We start from the raw sequence: 14089 nt of genomic DNA on the forward strand, positions 1-14089 counted from the left end.
CGCCTCCTTTTCCCATGCTTTTTCGGATGCAGTTATTATTATTTAATTATTACCTTCCGATACCAATTTGCCGCAGCATTTACCTCATCTACCGTTAATTGATGTCCTCGATTCTCCCAGTGAAGCTCTACTGCTGCATTAGCGTTTTGTAATAACGATTGAAGTTCAGTAGATTCCATTGGTGAACAGATTGGATCATTCGTCCCCGCAGCTATAAACACCGACGTTCCAGTCAAATCAGGAAGCTCAATTCCTTTTCGCGGTACCATTGGATGATGAAGAATGGCTGCTTTTAGGGCATTTTGGTAATGAAATAATAAACTTGCTGCGATATTTGCTCCATTTGAGTAACCAATCCCAACGATATTGTTTCGGTCGAAACTATACTTTACAGCTGCTTCATTAAGAAACTCATTTAGCTCTTTTGTTCGAAAAATAAGATCCTCTTCGTCAAAGATTCCTTCCGCCAGCCTTCTAAAGAATCGCGGCATACCATTTTCTAATACATTCCCGCGAACACTTAAAACATTGGCCTCATCGTCTATCATGCCCGCAAGCGGCAGCAGGTCTAATTCATTGCCACCTGTCCCATGAAGCAATAAAAAGGTGGGTTTTGTTTGGTCTTTACCTTTATTGAATATATGTTTCATTCTTGTTTCCCTCCAGAACGTGGAACTATTTAGGTCTATCGATTTCAAAAATGTCACCAATTTTGGCATAACTATTTCCCGCCAATCGACTTACAGCAGATAAGCCCCTCGGGTCTATTCTTCGATTTTCATAAATGCTGCTTTCTATATGATATTGAACAACTTTACCGATAATCAAATCACACCCGGGAGAATCTTTTCCTCCCAATTCTATTGAATGCTCTAATAAACATTCCATCCTGACCTTCGCTTCCTTTACTCCCTGGACTGAAATTTTCACGCTTTCCACTGGTGTTAAATTCGTTAAGTCTATTTCACTTTGGTCAGGAGGAAGAGTTGCTGCTGTTTTGTTCACTTCTGCTACATTTTGTTCATCAACGATATGGACTACAAATTCCTTGGACTCCAGGATATTTCGCGCTGTGTCTTTTTGCCTCCCTGCTGAACGTTGAATGGATAAAGAAATCATTGGGGGGTTGGCTGACACAATATTGAAGTAGCTAAATGGTGCACCGTTCAACACCCCATCCTTCGATATCGATGTGACAAACGCAATAGGCCTTGGGATAATGCTTCCTATCAAGAATTTATAATTTTCTCTTTCCGTAATTGTTGCAGGATCTATCGATAGCAAAAAATCAGTCCCTTCTTGAAATATCAGTCTAATGCTCTAACCTCAATTGGCAGTAACGCCCGTTCTAATTTTGACCGATGTGGTTCATACTGCGATGGGAGCATCAATTTTTCACCCATTGTCGTTGGTGATTCATCATGCGCAAATCCTGGAGGATCCGTTGCAATTTCAAACAGAATTTCTCCATGCTCCCTAAAATAAATCGCATTAAAGTAATTTCTATCCTTTACAGAAGTTACGCCATATCCATGCTGCTTAACATACTGCAGCCAATCTAATTGATCCTCATCATCCTTTGCCCGCCAAGCAATGTGGTGTACAGTACCAACACCCATTTGCCCGCGTCCAATTGTCGTTAACTTTAGATCAATCACATTACCGATTTCAGCTGTTGAACGATAACGGGCTAAGTCTCCTTCTTTCCCAACAAATTCGAGCCCCATTACCTTTTCTAACAATTCCGCTGTTTTATCGGGCTGTGCCGACAAAAGGGTTGCTCCGCCAAATCCTTTAATCGCCACGTCTGGTGTTACTCCCCCAAAGCTCCATGGATTAGCTTCCCCTTCTTCTCTTTCGACAATTTCCAAATGAAGTCCATGTGGATCATCGAATTCTAAATATTGCTCTCCAAAGCGTTCTATTTTTGTGAAAGAGATTTTGAACTTTGCTAATCGCTGCTCCCAAAATCCCATCGCTCCTTTAGGAACAACATATGATGTTACTCCTACTTGGCCGTCTCCGATCACACCTTGCCGGGCACCAGGCCAAGGAAAGAAGGTAATAATGGTTCCTGGTTTTCCGCCTTCATTTCCGAAATAGAGATGATAAGTTCCCGGATCATCAAAATTGACGGTTTGCTTGACCAAGCGCAGCCCTAAAACGCCGGCATAAAAGTCTACATTCTCCTGTGGATGTCCGACAATGGCTGTGATATGGTGTATACCCATTGTTTTCTTACTCATTCTTAAACACTCCCATTTTCGTGAGTTAATTAAATGAATTCGATACTTTAGTTTATTCCTAGTCCATTAATTAAAATCTGTTTACTTTCACCTTAAATTTAAGATTCTTCAATTCAAGATTTTTTAGAATAAAAAGGCATCTAATGCATATTGGCCGGGACCAATTAAAGCTACACCAATTGCAACTGCCAGCAAGGTTAAATTATACTCATATCCATTTGCTGTTGCCCATAATCCGTTTGGAGCATGAACCTTAATAATCGCCATTACCATCGTTCCTGCAATCATAATTCCAGCAAGCGGGGTTAAAAATCCTAAAGCAAACAATAATCCCCCGATAAGCTCTGCCAAACCTGCAAGGAGTGCCATGGTTACTCCTGGTTTCATGCCAATGGATTCAAACCAACCCCCGGTACCTTTCAATCCATAACCTCCGAACCAACCAAACAATTTTTGTGCACCGTGTCCCACAAATAATAAACCAATTACCAAACGAATGATTAATAAACCGATATTTAACATTTTAAAAGCCTCCTAATTGTTTTTATCTCGAATTCGAGATATTGTTTTTAAAAAAATTTTTTTAATCTACACTTTTACTTTTTTTAAAAGCCTGACCAATGCCTCTTCCTCATCCAAATTTAATGAAACAAACATGGAATTCACGAATTCATGATATTTTGGCATGATCTCATCCATTAAGCCATTTCCTGCATCCGTTAAGGTCACGTGAATTACCCGGCGATCATCCGGACAGGCATTTCTGCAGAGCAGACCTCTTTTTTCAAGCTTATCTATTACATAGGTCATCGAACCACTCGAGATTAATATGCAATTTCCAATTTGTTGAATGGTTTGTTTCCCTTTTTGATAAAGTACCTCCAGAACAGAAAACTCCGTAATACCAAGATTGTTTTTTGCCATTTCATCTTTAATGCGATCATGAATAGCTTTTGATGTCCGCATTAAAACTAGAAAGGGCAAATTAGAGCATTTCCTGTTCATTTCCTTCACCTCCTTTCAAAATCTTGAATTAATTTATCTTGAATCTGAGATAATAATAAAACTTTATATCCCTTTTGTCAATCCTCTTTTTTAAAGAATTTGTACATAGTTTAAATTTAATGAATAAGGAAAGATTATCCCTTAGAGGTGAAACATTTTATGGACTTCCCCACAATTTATACAAATTTTTGGGATGCTGTTATTGCAGTTCCTGTCGTCATGATCCTAACACAGCTCTCAAAGGTTTTTTTTAAAATATCAAAAAAATATGTCCCATTAGTCGCATTGGCACTCGGCTTAATATTTGCCATATTTATCAGCCACCATCACAGCCTGAAGGCAGGTATCTTTATGGGATGGTTTTATGGATATGCTGCCATCGGGAATTATGCTGCATTAAAAAATACAATTTTAATTTATAGAAAAAATGCTTAGTGCCAGGGCGCGTTCCGTTTTTAGGAATGGTACCTGGCCTTTTCTGCAGGCTCTATCATTTTTTACCTAAAAACTCCTTTTAACTGCAACTATCTTTACTATTAAATGAATATTGCTAGATTCTTGTTCATATAATAGTTTTAAAAAAGGGAAAGAAGTGGTTCTTATGTCATTCTTTGCAGGAAAAATCTACTGTAATTTTTGTATGAAACCATTTAGAAGAAAGCCCGGAAATGGACCAGTTAAGTGGGTATGTCAGGGAAATACGCATCATCATACGTGTAATCCAAATATCGTGGAAGAGAATTGGTTAAAATCAGTGATAGGAATGAGATTGTATTGGGACGAGAAGGATTATTTAGATAGATTGCTAGAAGAGCAATTAAATCATATTGTTTTTGAAAGCAAACATAGATTGGTCATTAAGTTTTACAATCCTTTGATTGACGAAATAAGACTATTTGATGGCAACAACTACTATGGGTCGAACTTTAGGGTATATGATTTGGGTTGGCAATACGAGGATGTTTCATAATTTTGAAAACTGGCACCATTAAAACCTCTCCATCTGGTCCTATCTGGGGAGCCATCCATCCATTACAATTATCTTAATCTTAACAAATTGGAGGATGGAAAAATGAAAAAATCTTTACAAATCACATACAAAATCAATGTTTCAATCAGTACAGAAGAGCTTTCTGCAGTTTTTAAAGCATCCGGCATTAAACGGCCTGTTGACGATTTAGATCGACTGCAGCGGATGCTTGATCATGCTGATATTACAATTACGGCTTGGGTTGATGAAAAACTGGCCGGAGTAGCTAGAGCTATTACCGATTACAACTATTGCTGCTATTTATCGGATTTAGCTGTAGACAAAGCCTATCAAAAAATGGGGATTGGCAGGGAACTGGTCAGATTGTTACAAGAACAAATTGGAGATGAAGTGACGCTCATCTTGCTGGCTTCTCCGATTGCAATGGAATATTATCCGCGCATTGGATTTGAGAAAATAAATAACGGTTTTGTGATTGCACGACAGCGTTAAGCATAGTTGCTTTTATAACGACCGGATCTCGGGGGCTTCCACTCGCTTGGTCGTTATAACCCTTTTCATAATTGACTGGGGCTCGGGAGCTTCCGCTCGATCGGGCGTTATGAACCTTTCATAACGCCCTAATCCTCGATTAATGGCAAGCAATCGGTCTTTTACATAAATAATAATACCACTAACACTAATAGAATCGAAACTCCCTGCCCTACAGCCAACCCAATCAGCCACTTTTTTAATAACTCTTCCTTCTTAACAGCAGAATCAGCGTCCTCTTTCCATTTTTCATCCAATTGTTCCTGAAATTCTTTAAAACCCTGCTGCTGTTTTAGGTTCAATTGCTCCACATCAGCCAGCAGGCTGGCCTCAACATGATGAAGATTCTTAGAAAGGTCCGATAATCTTTCACTCATGGCTTCATACTTAATATTCGTGATGGAAGCTTGGTCGGTAATTCCCTGGGTAAATAGAACACCAACCTGCTCCTGTGATGACCGAATAGCCTCCAGGACCTTTTCTGTTTGCATTTCCATGAACTTATAATCATTGCGCTGCCGTTCTTTTAAATCCTCTAGCAGCTGTTCCGTCATCGTTAAATAATCCTGATATTGCTGATGCCACATGGCAATCTTTTTTTCCAATAAAGTTAACGTTTCATTGAAATGATGCATCCTACTGTCAAACAATTCCGACTGTGGATCGATGATTTCTTCCTTTAGCTTATCACGGATATCTAAAGGAAACTGACTCAACGACTGCCGCATATCTTGAACAGACTCATATACTTCACCATTCAATTCGGCAATCGTTTGTTCCCGATCTTTTAATAGTGTCTTTAATTCATCATAAAAAAGAAGGTTATTGATTTTTTTTAACGATTGAATCGCTTCATTATACTTTTCATCCACGGTTTTGTTAGAAGTGCTCATTTCCAATAATCCTTTCTGCTTGCTTTAACATCATTTGGCTGTATTGATGATACAACCAGCGTTCCACATCTGTCGTCTGCTCTCCAAACAATTCTGCCTGCCATTTAGTGACAGCTTCTACAAATTCTTCTTTTAAAATTTCATCTAGCCTTTGGAGCCGTTCTATTTCTTCGTTTTTTTTCCAGAGCACCCTCGTAAATTGTTCTTCTAGCGCTGCCAAGCTCAATTCTTTTTGCATTTTTTGCTCTTTTAGTTCGGCTGCTTTTTCTGAGGCGATTTGATGCTGTTCCTTCTTAGCCGCTGACTGCTGCAAAAGATTTCTTTTTCCAATTTGCTTAACATGATTCAATTGGTTTATATAATACTCGTAAACTAGCGTGTTGTTTTCATTTAATGTATCTGCCACAATCCGAAAATCCTCTTCAAAGTGTTTCAGGACTAAGTACTGGTCAAGACCCCTTCCATGCTTCAAGAAAAGGCTCGACGCCTTCGGATTGGATTGGAATTCATAGCTTGTGTCAGGAGCGAAATCGTGAAAAATTCGCGCTAATGTTCTTTCAATATCATCTAGCTGCTTTCGATAGAACTCCGCCATCTCCGATTCTGCCTCATTAAAGGCCTCTATCAGCTTGGTCGTTTTCCTTTCTTTGAACACAACTTGATCTTTTTTCGAATCAATTTCAAATTTCGTTTTTAAAAGACAGTTGAATTTTTCCAATTGAATAGCAGCCAACCCCGATAGCAGGCTTTCATAATCATTTATTTCCTCATGTAAATGCTGGACTGCCTTGGTCAGATTTTGATAAACCGGCTCTTCTTCTTCGATGCTATCCTTTATCAGCTTTATTTCCTTTTCCATCCTGTCCAGATCAAGATTGTTCTGTCTATGAATGCTCTTCATTTGCATTATTTGATTTTCCGGTGAGAGTACTGTCTTGTCATCAAAGCACGAAAACTCTTCATTAAAGCGATCCATTGCTTTATGTAACCATTGATCCTTTTCTTCCTCAAGTCTAGCAAGCAAATCGACGCTCATGCTACATAACCTCTTATTTTTTATAATTAAAACTCTCTATTGCCATATTTAAGATGATATATACCATCTTACTATAATTTCTAGATTTTTCTAACCTTCCTTTGCATTTTTTTATAAAAAAAATAAAAAGCCAGGCATACTCAGATGCCTGACATAATAAGGTTTTAACCTTTAAAATAAAATAAAAGAATTAAAAAAATGATTAAGCCTATTAAGAAAATGGGTCCAACACCGGAACTATATACGACATAAATTTTAACGTGAATTATCACATTGATTATTAGAACAATCAATAAGATAAATATTAAAAACATGACGATCAGCACATTGTTATTTTTGTTCAAAACATCAGCCCTTTTTCAGAAGCTTTTGATTGACGGATACGATTGCTTGTACTCCTACATAAATATTTTCAATTTGCTGATTTTATGCTATCTGTCCATCAAAATGCCTGTGTGAGTGAAGGCACCAAGGCAATGGAACCAATATTGTTCCACAATTGTTTTATTGGTTCACTTTAATTCGAATATGAATTCGGCATCAATGGAATTATCTACCATGGATTTTAAATCGTATTCCTGTTATATTAGATATTGTCGCTTCTATGCGAGGGACATATGGAATGGTGAGTAGTCGCGGTTCCTTTTTAGGAGCTGAGGAAAGTCCAGGCTCGCACAGTGCTGAGATGCCTGTAGTGTTCGTGCCATCTGCAAAGGTGGGCAGTCAATCCTTGTATTGGCTGACGGCGGTGAAATCATGCTAAGTCTCTAGGGATATGCTGAGAATAACCTGAAAGTGCCACAGTGACGATGCTTTTCTGGAAACGGAAAAGGTGGAACGGGTAAACCCCGCGAGCGAGCAACCCAAATTTTGGTCGGGGCACCATCCCGCGGGAAATGAACCTAACGGATGGATCAACCAATGGTTGATAGATAGATGACTACTACTTCCTGTACGAGGCTTGGCGCTGTTTGCAGTACGGAAGTACAAAACCTGGCTTACAGCCATTTCATGTGCAAATTAATAAAGTGATATAACAGGTAAAACTTAAGAGTTTTACCTGTTTTTATTTTTAGTCTACAAAACAGTCACTGACCCGCGGCTTCTTATTTCAAGTGGATCCTGTGCATCAACCGGTTGATTAACTTCGACAATTGGTGCCTTTGTATCTGCATCCGTTAAATCTTCGACAGGACTCATTTCTGCGGGTGTCCCCATATCATTCATCGCTACAGGAAATTTGTTTTCTTTTTTCAATCCAATCACCTCCACCCTTATTATTCCGATTAACCATCAAAAAAATGAACCTGGAAGAAATTTGATCGAGGAATATTTTAGAAAATGAAATCAAAAAATAAAGAGGAGTAAAAAATTACTCCCCTTCTGCTACAACGATTTTATACCCTTGTTGTTTCGGACCATTTTCGTATTCTTCAGCTGAAATTATGTAGAATGTCTCGCCATCGTTATTCGTGATCACGACTTCACTAGGGCTTTTATCTACCTTGGCATCCATAAGTTGATCGTATGGAGGACCTAGCAGTTCGGTTATGTTGTTGCTCATGTAAGACACCTCCTATCGGAGTGATTCTAACAGAATTTTATGAAAAATAAAAGATAAAAAAAGAAAGTCATCAACGATGTTGAATCCCTCTCCTTGAAAAAACCCTTCTTCTCTTTAAGCAGCCATTCTATTGTCTTCCATAAATATTTCTGTCAAATCAAGAATTTTTCTAACAAAACAACATTAATTGTTTTATAATACAAGATAACAATTTTTAAGAAGGTGATTAAAATGAGAGAAGTAACATTAATTCAAATTTTCAATCATCATATTGCAAAAAAATATTTAAGCCGGTCTGGAATTGTACATGCTATTGCATGTGCCTACCATGCCTTTAAGTTGGCAAAAGAACGCGGCGTTTCTGTTGACCTGGCAACGAAAGCAGCGTTGCTGCACGATATGGGTCATTACACTTGGTATCGCAATGGCAAATGGGATTATGATTTATATAAACAGAATGATATACATGCAATTAAGGGGGCAGAAAGAGCCCATAAATTGTTGATTCGGCTGGGAGAAAATCCGATTATAGCCAAAGAAATTGCACTGGCCGTTTTATTCCATACAGATTCTTATATGCCGGAAGGTTTCATCAACCGTACACCATTACAGGAAATTGTCAAATTAGCCGATGAGGTGGACGAGGAGCAAGGCGGCATGCACCATTATCGAAAAATGGATCATGATAAAGCCATAAGGATGATTGAGCGGTTAGACAAAATGGTTGAGGAAGAATTGAAAAATCTGAACTGTAAAAAATAAAGGGCACGGTCCGTATTATCGGAAACGTGCCTAAATCATTTTTATTGTCTTTAACCCAAGTATCGATGGTACAGCGCTTTCGCTTCCGAAACATCCTTGATGCCATGTACCAAAACTCTTCCGTCTTTAAAAATAACTAACCGATTAGCATTGACGGTAAAAGACAGAAGGTACGGATTTAGATGTACGATACCTGCTTGTTTTGCCAATATTTTTTCTAATGCTTCCAAGTCACGCACGCTTGGAACGGATGGGCGGATTTGGACAGAATCTCTTCCACAAAGGACCGCCGTTTTCATTTGATGTTCAAATGATAAATATGGATATGTGCGCCGCTCCCCGCAAGAAGGACAACCCTTGTTCTTCAACTTATCTACCTTAATTGCACTATATTGGTTTTTCCATAAATCAAAGGAAACAAGTTTGTTTCTTAATGAATCCATATCTCCAACCATAATTTTCAATGCTTCACTTATTTGGAAGGAGACAACCATGTTTACGGCTGGACTAATTATACCTGCTGTGTCACAGGTTAACCCTCCCAGAGGAACTGTTTCAAGTAAACAAGAAAGGCAAGGCGTTTTTCCAGGAATGATCGTGTAGGAAATGCCATAGCTTCCCACACAAGCACCGTAAATCCAGGGAACTCCGACTTTTTGCGAGACATCATTTATCATCATTCTTGTTTCAAAATTATCCGTTGCATCCATTATCAGATCTGCGTCTTTTGCCCAGACTTCAAGCTCTAGGGCTGATGCATGTGCAATGATGGCCTCAATATTCACAGAAGAGTTAATCGCTGTTAACCGATTTTTGGCCGCGATTGCTTTTGGAATTCTATTTTTCGCATCTTCCTCTGTAAATAACTGTTGCCGCTGTAAATTGGACCACTCGACATAATCCCGATCCACTATGGTTAATTTGCCGATGCCAGCCCGGACGAGTGCTTCAGCACTTGCAGATCCAAGTGCCCCAACTCCAATGATGAGTACATGTTTATTGAGAATTTGCTGCTGGCCGTCTTTTCCTATCGGTGAAAACAACTCTTGCCTAGAGTATCGATCATTCACCCGATACTCATTCCTTCCTTAGGGCTGCTGGCTGTCGCATATCGTTTTTTCTCAATTCGGCCTGCTTCATAACCAAGCATTCCCGCTTCAATCGCCAATTTCATCGCTTTTGCCATTTTAACCGGATCCTTTGCTGCTGAAACTGCAGTATTTAATAGCACCGCATCAGCTCCTAATTCCATTGCACAAGCAGCATCAGCAGGCGATCCTATGCCCGCATCGACAATGACAGGGACTACGGCTTGTTCAATAATAAACTGGAGGTTTACCGGATTGATAATCCCTTGACCAGAACCGATTGGCGACGCCCCTGGCATGACAGCATGGCAGCCTGCTTCTTGAAGTTTCCAGGCTAACACCACATCATCCGAGGTATAAGGGAGTACAATAAAGCCTTCCTTCACCAATTCTTCGGTGGCCTTTAACGTTTCAATCGGGTCAGGAAGTAACGTTTTATCACAGCCGATCACTTCAACTTTAATCATGTCACATAAGCCTGAAGCTTTTGCTAACTTAGCGATTCGGACAGCCTCTGCAGCTGTTTTCGCTCCTGCTGTGTTTGGCAGTAACGTATATTTATTGGTATCAAGCTGCTCTAAGAAATTCGGCTGGCTCGATTCGAAAATATTCATCCGTCTAACTGCAAATGTAAGGATTTCTGCTTCAGACACTTCGACCGCTTGCTTTTGGATGTCGAAGCTTGGATACTTCCCCGTTCCTAGCAACAAACGAGAGTGAAAGGATAATGGACCAATTTTTAACATATCAACCGCCTCCTACAAAATGAACTATTTCAATTCGGTCTTTATCTGCTAATCTAGTACTTTGGTGTTCTAACTTGGATAATATTTCACCATTCACTTCTACTACCACTACCTTATCGTGGATTTTATAATGCTTGAGAACATCTGAGACAAATATGTTATTGTCTGGTATTTGGGTCAACTTGCCATTTAAGGTAACCTTCATGTTCTTACCTCCTGCCCCGAATAATTTTTCAATACTTTGATATAAGCTTTTACGGCTAGAATGGGATCACTCGCTTCTAACACACCAGACATGACAGCAATCCCGTTTGCCCCCGCTTTGATTACCTGCCCTGTATTCTCTGGTGTTATTCCGCCAATGGCAATCACCGGAATATCCATTTGGGTAAGCCTAGTCAATTCCCGAAGCCCTTTTGAGGGCTTGTCCGGTTTTGATTGGGAGGGAAAAACATGCCCGTATAAAAGGTAGTCAGCACCCTTCTCCTTTGCCTGTTGTCCTTCCTCGTAGGAGTGAATGGAAGTCCCGACCCGTAGTTGAGGAAAATGTTCTTTTACACATGAAGTGTCCAAACTATGATAGGCTAATTGAACCCCAAGGGCCTTTGCCACGATTGCAACATCTACCCGATCGTTAATCACGATTTTTGCAGGTGGGACGTTTACATTTGTTAAAAGTTCGACTGCTTGAAAAAGTTCCTTTGCTGATTTTTGTTTTTCACGCAAGTGCAGTGCAGTTACAAATGGATGAATATTCTTAGCTATTTCAGCCAACTGGTCAATCGGCATATTGCCATTGGATATAAGATGCAGCTCTTTTTCTTTTAGACTAGTAAAAATACAAGCCCCCCTTTGATTCGATTTCTCTGGTCTATGGAAGCGCAAAACAGGCACAACAAAAAGCCACTTCCTTTTGTAAGAAAGTGGCCGAAATTTAGAAATGAAAATTTTGCTCTCCAAAAATCCCGTTGTCCACTTCCCTACGCTGGTATTAACCAGATCAGGTTCATAGAGTCCCGAAGTCACACTTCAATCTCAGCCTTTTAAAAAGGCACCTCTAGCAGATTTGATTCATATTCATTTGAACATATACCTTTTATGGGTTTATGTTAACACATTAATCAGAAAAGTCAAACATTTCAAACTGAATATTTGCCCGTCCTTTTAATCAAATTATTTTGAAATATTTTATATATATACCTATTTTGAGATATGAGAACCATCCCCATTCATCAAATTTTTATGCTATAATCAGCTTAATATAGTGGAAAGCAGGCTTTGTATGGATAAAAAAGTTGGCCAATTTCTAATTGAGAATGAACTAAAGTTTCTAAATTTTTGGGAAGAGGAAATTATTATACATCACCACAAGGATAATCCGGGACTAATTTTAAAGAATGGGTATTTAATGTACCATCTCATAATAAATTCTATTTTAAATGGATTCTCAGATGAAGATGTTAAATCCTTAGCTCACAAAGTAGCCTTGGAACGCGTCGAGGCTAATATCAATATTGGGGAATTTGTTTATAATGTCAATCTGGGCAGGAGTATTATTATTAAATACTTAAACCTTTCCGAACTCACCCAAGAATATCTGAAGTCTACTATTGACTTGGTCAATAAACAGTTTGATTTATTCAGTTATTATGCTGTTTCTAAGTACACCGAGATCAAAGATAAGAAACTACAAGAACAAAATTTATTTATTTCTCAAACACATAAGGACAGGTTGGCGATTCTTGGACAAATGTCTTCGAGCTTTGTTCATGAATTTCGCAATCCGCTAACTTCCGTTATGGGCTTTATAAAACTATTAAAACACGAGCATCCTAATCTACCTTATTTAGATGTCGTCAGCCAAGAATTAGAGCAGCTTAAGTTCAGAATTACTCAGTTCCTTCATACTTCCAAACTGAACATGCTGGCAGAAAGCCAGAATGAAGATATAACCATCCATTTATTAATAGAAGAAGTGCTTGATTTCCTCTATCCAAGCATCGTCGACGGTAATGTCCATATTAGTACAAATATCGATGCCGATATTTGTGTTACTGGCGATAGAAATGAGTTAAAACAAGTTTTTCTAAACCTGTTAATAAATGCCGTTGACGCAGTGTGTGAAGAAGAACATCTGCGAAAAATTGATATCCAAACAAATATAGATAATCAGCAAATCAAGATTCGTATTTCGAATAATGGCCCTACTATTGATCCTGAAACAGTACACTTAATTTTCGAGCCCTTCTTCACTACGAAGAAACTAGGTACCGGTATCGGCTTATTCGTATGTAAGAATATTGTTGAAAAACATCACGGTGAAATAGAATGTAAATCAGGTAATCATTATACTACCTTTCAACTTACATTACCTATTAAAAAGAATTAGAATTCATGCGCACCGCAAATGCGGTGTTTTTTGTTGTAAAAAAGAAAACGTTTAAAACAAGTCATTGGACTCATTTAGCCTTTCTATTCGACCGAACCTTCAATGATTCGCCTGTTCGGGCTTATAGAACCTTCCTATGATACGGAACTTTTAGGATTCATCGGTTCGGGCTCATATACCCTTTCTATCCTACCAAACTTTTTTAGGATTCTTCGGTTCGGGCTCATATACCCTTTCTATGCTACCGAACTTTTTTAGGATTCTTCGGTTCGGGCTCATATACCCTTTCTATGCTACCGAACTTTTTTAGGATTCTTCGGTTCGGGCTCATATACCCTTTCTATGCTACCGAACTTTTTATGGTTTCATCGGTTCGGGCACATATAGCCTTTCTATGCTACCGAACTTTTTATGGTTTCATCGGTTCGGGCTCATATAGCCTTTCTATGATACCGAACTTTTTTAGGATTCTTCGGTTCGGGCTCATATACCCTTTCTATGCTACCGAACTTTTTTAGGATTCTTCGGTTCGGGCTCATATACCCTTTCTATGCTACCGAACTTTTTATGGTTTCATCGGTTCGGGCTCATATAGCCTTTCTATCCTACCAAACTTTTTAAGGATTCATCGGTTTTGGGGCATATAGCTTTTCTATACTACCGAACTTTTCAATGATTCGCTAGTTCGGGGTCATATAACCTTTCTATGCTACCAAACTTTTGAATGATCTAACGGCTCGGGATTATTAAAACCTTTTTATGATACCGAACTTTTGAAAGATACAAAAATTTACGTCAAAATAATAGTTTTCAAACTGAAATAACTACCTTACCTTGT

Annotated in this window: 18 protein-coding genes, 1 other RNA gene, 1 pseudogene and 1 riboswitch; of the genes and pseudogenes, 7 read left to right on the top strand and 13 right to left on the bottom strand. The window is 38.8% G+C overall.

Going from position 1 to position 14089, the window contains the following annotated elements:
• Nucleotides 1–38 precede the first annotated feature (38 nt).
• The 5 genes from ACZ5AE_RS18085 to ACZ5AE_RS18105 form a co-directional block, all read right to left on the bottom strand.
• Complete coding sequence (locus tag ACZ5AE_RS18085; RefSeq protein ID WP_464565997.1) at nt 39–650, bottom strand: alpha/beta hydrolase; 612 nt, start codon at nt 648–650, stop codon at nt 39–41.
• 25 nt (nt 651–675) lie between these two features.
• Nucleotides 676–1284, bottom strand: a complete 609-nt coding sequence (locus ACZ5AE_RS18090; protein WP_464565998.1) for a flavin reductase family protein — start codon at nt 1282–1284, stop codon at nt 676–678.
• A 23-nt stretch (nt 1285–1307) separates the two neighbouring features.
• Nucleotides 1308–2246, bottom strand: a complete 939-nt coding sequence (locus tag ACZ5AE_RS18095) for a ring-cleaving dioxygenase (RefSeq protein ID WP_464565999.1) — start codon at nt 2244–2246, stop codon at nt 1308–1310.
• A 123-nt stretch (nt 2247–2369) separates the two neighbouring features.
• Nucleotides 2370–2768: a DoxX family protein gene (locus ACZ5AE_RS18100; protein ID WP_464566000.1), complete on the bottom strand. Its 399-nt coding sequence runs from the start codon at nt 2766–2768 to the stop codon at nt 2370–2372.
• Nucleotides 2769–2834: 66 nt separating this feature from the next.
• On the bottom strand, nt 2835–3251 hold the full coding sequence (locus ACZ5AE_RS18105; RefSeq protein WP_464566001.1) for a MarR family winged helix-turn-helix transcriptional regulator: 417 nt from the start codon (nt 3249–3251) through the stop codon (nt 2835–2837).
• A gap of 159 nt (nt 3252–3410) precedes the next feature.
• On the opposite strand from ACZ5AE_RS18105, the gene ACZ5AE_RS18110 reads away from it, so the two are divergent.
• The 4 genes and pseudogenes from ACZ5AE_RS18110 to ACZ5AE_RS18125 all read left to right on the top strand — a co-directional run bounded on the left by ACZ5AE_RS18110 (nt 3411) and on the right by ACZ5AE_RS18125 (nt 4734).
• Nucleotides 3411–3686 (top strand): hypothetical protein, encoded by a 276-nt coding sequence (locus ACZ5AE_RS18110; RefSeq protein WP_464573659.1) that lies wholly within the window; start codon nt 3411–3413, stop codon nt 3684–3686.
• A gap of 166 nt (nt 3687–3852) precedes the next feature.
• Nucleotides 3853–3999, top strand: a pseudogene (locus ACZ5AE_RS18115) (recombinase zinc beta ribbon domain-containing protein); the annotation flags it as partial.
• Between the two features lie 15 nt (nt 4000–4014).
• Nucleotides 4015–4221, top strand: a complete 207-nt coding sequence (locus tag ACZ5AE_RS18120) for a hypothetical protein (RefSeq protein WP_464573758.1) — start codon at nt 4015–4017, stop codon at nt 4219–4221.
• 102 nt (nt 4222–4323) lie between these two features.
• Entirely contained in the window at nt 4324–4734 is a 411-nt protein-coding gene (locus ACZ5AE_RS18125; protein WP_464566002.1) for a GNAT family N-acetyltransferase, read from the top strand.
• A 161-nt stretch (nt 4735–4895) separates the two neighbouring features.
• Here ACZ5AE_RS18125 and ACZ5AE_RS18130 read toward each other — a convergent pair whose 3' ends face one another.
• Nucleotides 4896–5666, bottom strand: coding sequence for a hypothetical protein (locus tag ACZ5AE_RS18130; RefSeq protein WP_464566003.1), 771 nt, complete (start codon nt 5664–5666; stop codon nt 4896–4898).
• Nucleotides 5653–6702 (bottom strand): hypothetical protein, encoded by a 1050-nt coding sequence (locus ACZ5AE_RS18135; RefSeq protein WP_464566004.1) that lies wholly within the window; start codon nt 6700–6702, stop codon nt 5653–5655. Before ACZ5AE_RS18135 ends, ACZ5AE_RS18130 begins: the two co-directional genes overlap by 14 nt.
• Before the next feature lie 621 nt (nt 6703–7323).
• Here ACZ5AE_RS18135 and rnpB point away from each other — a divergent pair.
• Nucleotides 7324–7708, top strand: an RNA gene (gene rnpB, locus ACZ5AE_RS18140) — RNase P RNA component class B.
• 71 nt (nt 7709–7779) lie between these two features.
• Here the strand turns inward: rnpB and ACZ5AE_RS18145 are convergent.
• Together ACZ5AE_RS18145 and ACZ5AE_RS18150 are read right to left on the bottom strand one after the other, a co-directional pair.
• Nucleotides 7780–7959, bottom strand: coding sequence for a hypothetical protein (locus ACZ5AE_RS18145; protein ID WP_464566005.1), 180 nt, complete (start codon nt 7957–7959; stop codon nt 7780–7782).
• A 115-nt stretch (nt 7960–8074) separates the two neighbouring features.
• Nucleotides 8075–8266, bottom strand: coding sequence for a hypothetical protein (locus ACZ5AE_RS18150; protein WP_464566006.1), 192 nt, complete (start codon nt 8264–8266; stop codon nt 8075–8077).
• 231 nt (nt 8267–8497) lie between these two features.
• On the opposite strand from ACZ5AE_RS18150, the gene ACZ5AE_RS18155 reads away from it, so the two are divergent.
• Entirely contained in the window at nt 8498–9028 is a 531-nt protein-coding gene (locus ACZ5AE_RS18155; RefSeq protein WP_464566007.1) for an HD domain-containing protein, read from the top strand.
• Between the two features lie 50 nt (nt 9029–9078).
• Here the strand turns inward: ACZ5AE_RS18155 and ACZ5AE_RS18160 are convergent, their stop codons facing one another.
• Genes ACZ5AE_RS18160 through tenI form a run of 4 tightly spaced genes read right to left on the bottom strand, consistent with a single transcriptional unit; the run spans nt 9079 to nt 11747 of the window.
• Complete coding sequence (locus tag ACZ5AE_RS18160) at nt 9079–10098, bottom strand: thiazole biosynthesis adenylyltransferase ThiF (protein ID WP_464566008.1); 1020 nt, start codon at nt 10096–10098, stop codon at nt 9079–9081.
• A complete protein-coding gene (locus ACZ5AE_RS18165; RefSeq protein ID WP_464566009.1) occupies nt 10095–10862 on the bottom strand; it encodes a thiazole synthase in 768 nt (255 codons plus the stop codon). Before ACZ5AE_RS18165 ends, ACZ5AE_RS18160 begins: the two co-directional genes overlap by 4 nt.
• 1 nt (nt 10863) lies before the next feature.
• Nucleotides 10864–11067 carry a sulfur carrier protein ThiS gene (gene thiS, locus ACZ5AE_RS18170; protein WP_464566010.1) on the bottom strand — a complete coding sequence of 68 codons (204 nt, stop codon included), beginning with the start codon at nt 11065–11067 and terminating at the stop codon, nt 10864–10866.
• Nucleotides 11064–11747 (bottom strand): thiazole tautomerase TenI, encoded by a 684-nt coding sequence (tenI, locus tag ACZ5AE_RS18175; RefSeq protein WP_464566011.1) that lies wholly within the window; start codon nt 11745–11747, stop codon nt 11064–11066. The genes thiS and tenI overlap by 4 nt, the downstream gene beginning before the upstream one ends.
• A 75-nt stretch (nt 11748–11822) precedes the next feature.
• Nucleotides 11823–11931, bottom strand: a riboswitch (TPP riboswitch).
• A gap of 213 nt (nt 11932–12144) precedes the next feature.
• Between tenI and ACZ5AE_RS18180 the strand changes: the two genes are divergently transcribed.
• A complete protein-coding gene (locus ACZ5AE_RS18180; RefSeq protein WP_464566012.1) occupies nt 12145–13251 on the top strand; it encodes a histidine kinase N-terminal domain-containing protein in 1107 nt (368 codons plus the stop codon).
• The last annotated feature ends 838 nt before the right edge of the window (nt 13252–14089 follow it).

This window comes from Neobacillus sp. S1227 (assembly GCF_055385255.1).

What these genes read in the sequence shown, in the direction of transcription:
- thiS (WP_464566010.1), bottom strand. Translation starts at nt 11,067, where the DNA reads ATGAAGGTTACCTTAAATGGCAAGTTGACCCAAATACCAGACAATAAC.
- ACZ5AE_RS18100 (WP_464566000.1), bottom strand. Translation starts at nt 2,768, where the DNA reads ATGTTAAATATCGGTTTATTAATCATTCGTTTGGTAATTGGTTTATTA.
- ACZ5AE_RS18165 (WP_464566009.1), bottom strand. Translation starts at nt 10,862, where the DNA reads ATGTTAAAAATTGGTCCATTATCCTTTCACTCTCGTTTGTTGCTAGGA.
- ACZ5AE_RS18150 (WP_464566006.1), bottom strand. Translation starts at nt 8,266, where the DNA reads ATGAGCAACAACATAACCGAACTGCTAGGTCCTCCATACGATCAACTT.
- ACZ5AE_RS18120 (WP_464573758.1), top strand. Translation starts at nt 4,015, where the DNA reads ATGAGATTGTATTGGGACGAGAAGGATTATTTAGATAGATTGCTAGAA.
- ACZ5AE_RS18105 (WP_464566001.1), bottom strand. Translation starts at nt 3,251, where the DNA reads ATGAACAGGAAATGCTCTAATTTGCCCTTTCTAGTTTTAATGCGGACA.
- ACZ5AE_RS18135 (WP_464566004.1), bottom strand. Translation starts at nt 6,702, where the DNA reads ATGAGCGTCGATTTGCTTGCTAGACTTGAGGAAGAAAAGGATCAATGG.
- ACZ5AE_RS18110 (WP_464573659.1), top strand. Translation starts at nt 3,411, where the DNA reads ATGGACTTCCCCACAATTTATACAAATTTTTGGGATGCTGTTATTGCA.
- ACZ5AE_RS18085 (WP_464565997.1), bottom strand. Translation starts at nt 650, where the DNA reads ATGAAACATATATTCAATAAAGGTAAAGACCAAACAAAACCCACCTTT.
- ACZ5AE_RS18125 (WP_464566002.1), top strand. Translation starts at nt 4,324, where the DNA reads ATGAAAAAATCTTTACAAATCACATACAAAATCAATGTTTCAATCAGT.
- ACZ5AE_RS18155 (WP_464566007.1), top strand. Translation starts at nt 8,498, where the DNA reads ATGAGAGAAGTAACATTAATTCAAATTTTCAATCATCATATTGCAAAA.
- ACZ5AE_RS18130 (WP_464566003.1), bottom strand. Translation starts at nt 5,666, where the DNA reads ATGAGCACTTCTAACAAAACCGTGGATGAAAAGTATAATGAAGCGATT.
- ACZ5AE_RS18095 (WP_464565999.1), bottom strand. Translation starts at nt 2,246, where the DNA reads ATGAGTAAGAAAACAATGGGTATACACCATATCACAGCCATTGTCGGA.
- ACZ5AE_RS18180 (WP_464566012.1), top strand. Translation starts at nt 12,145, where the DNA reads ATGGATAAAAAAGTTGGCCAATTTCTAATTGAGAATGAACTAAAGTTT.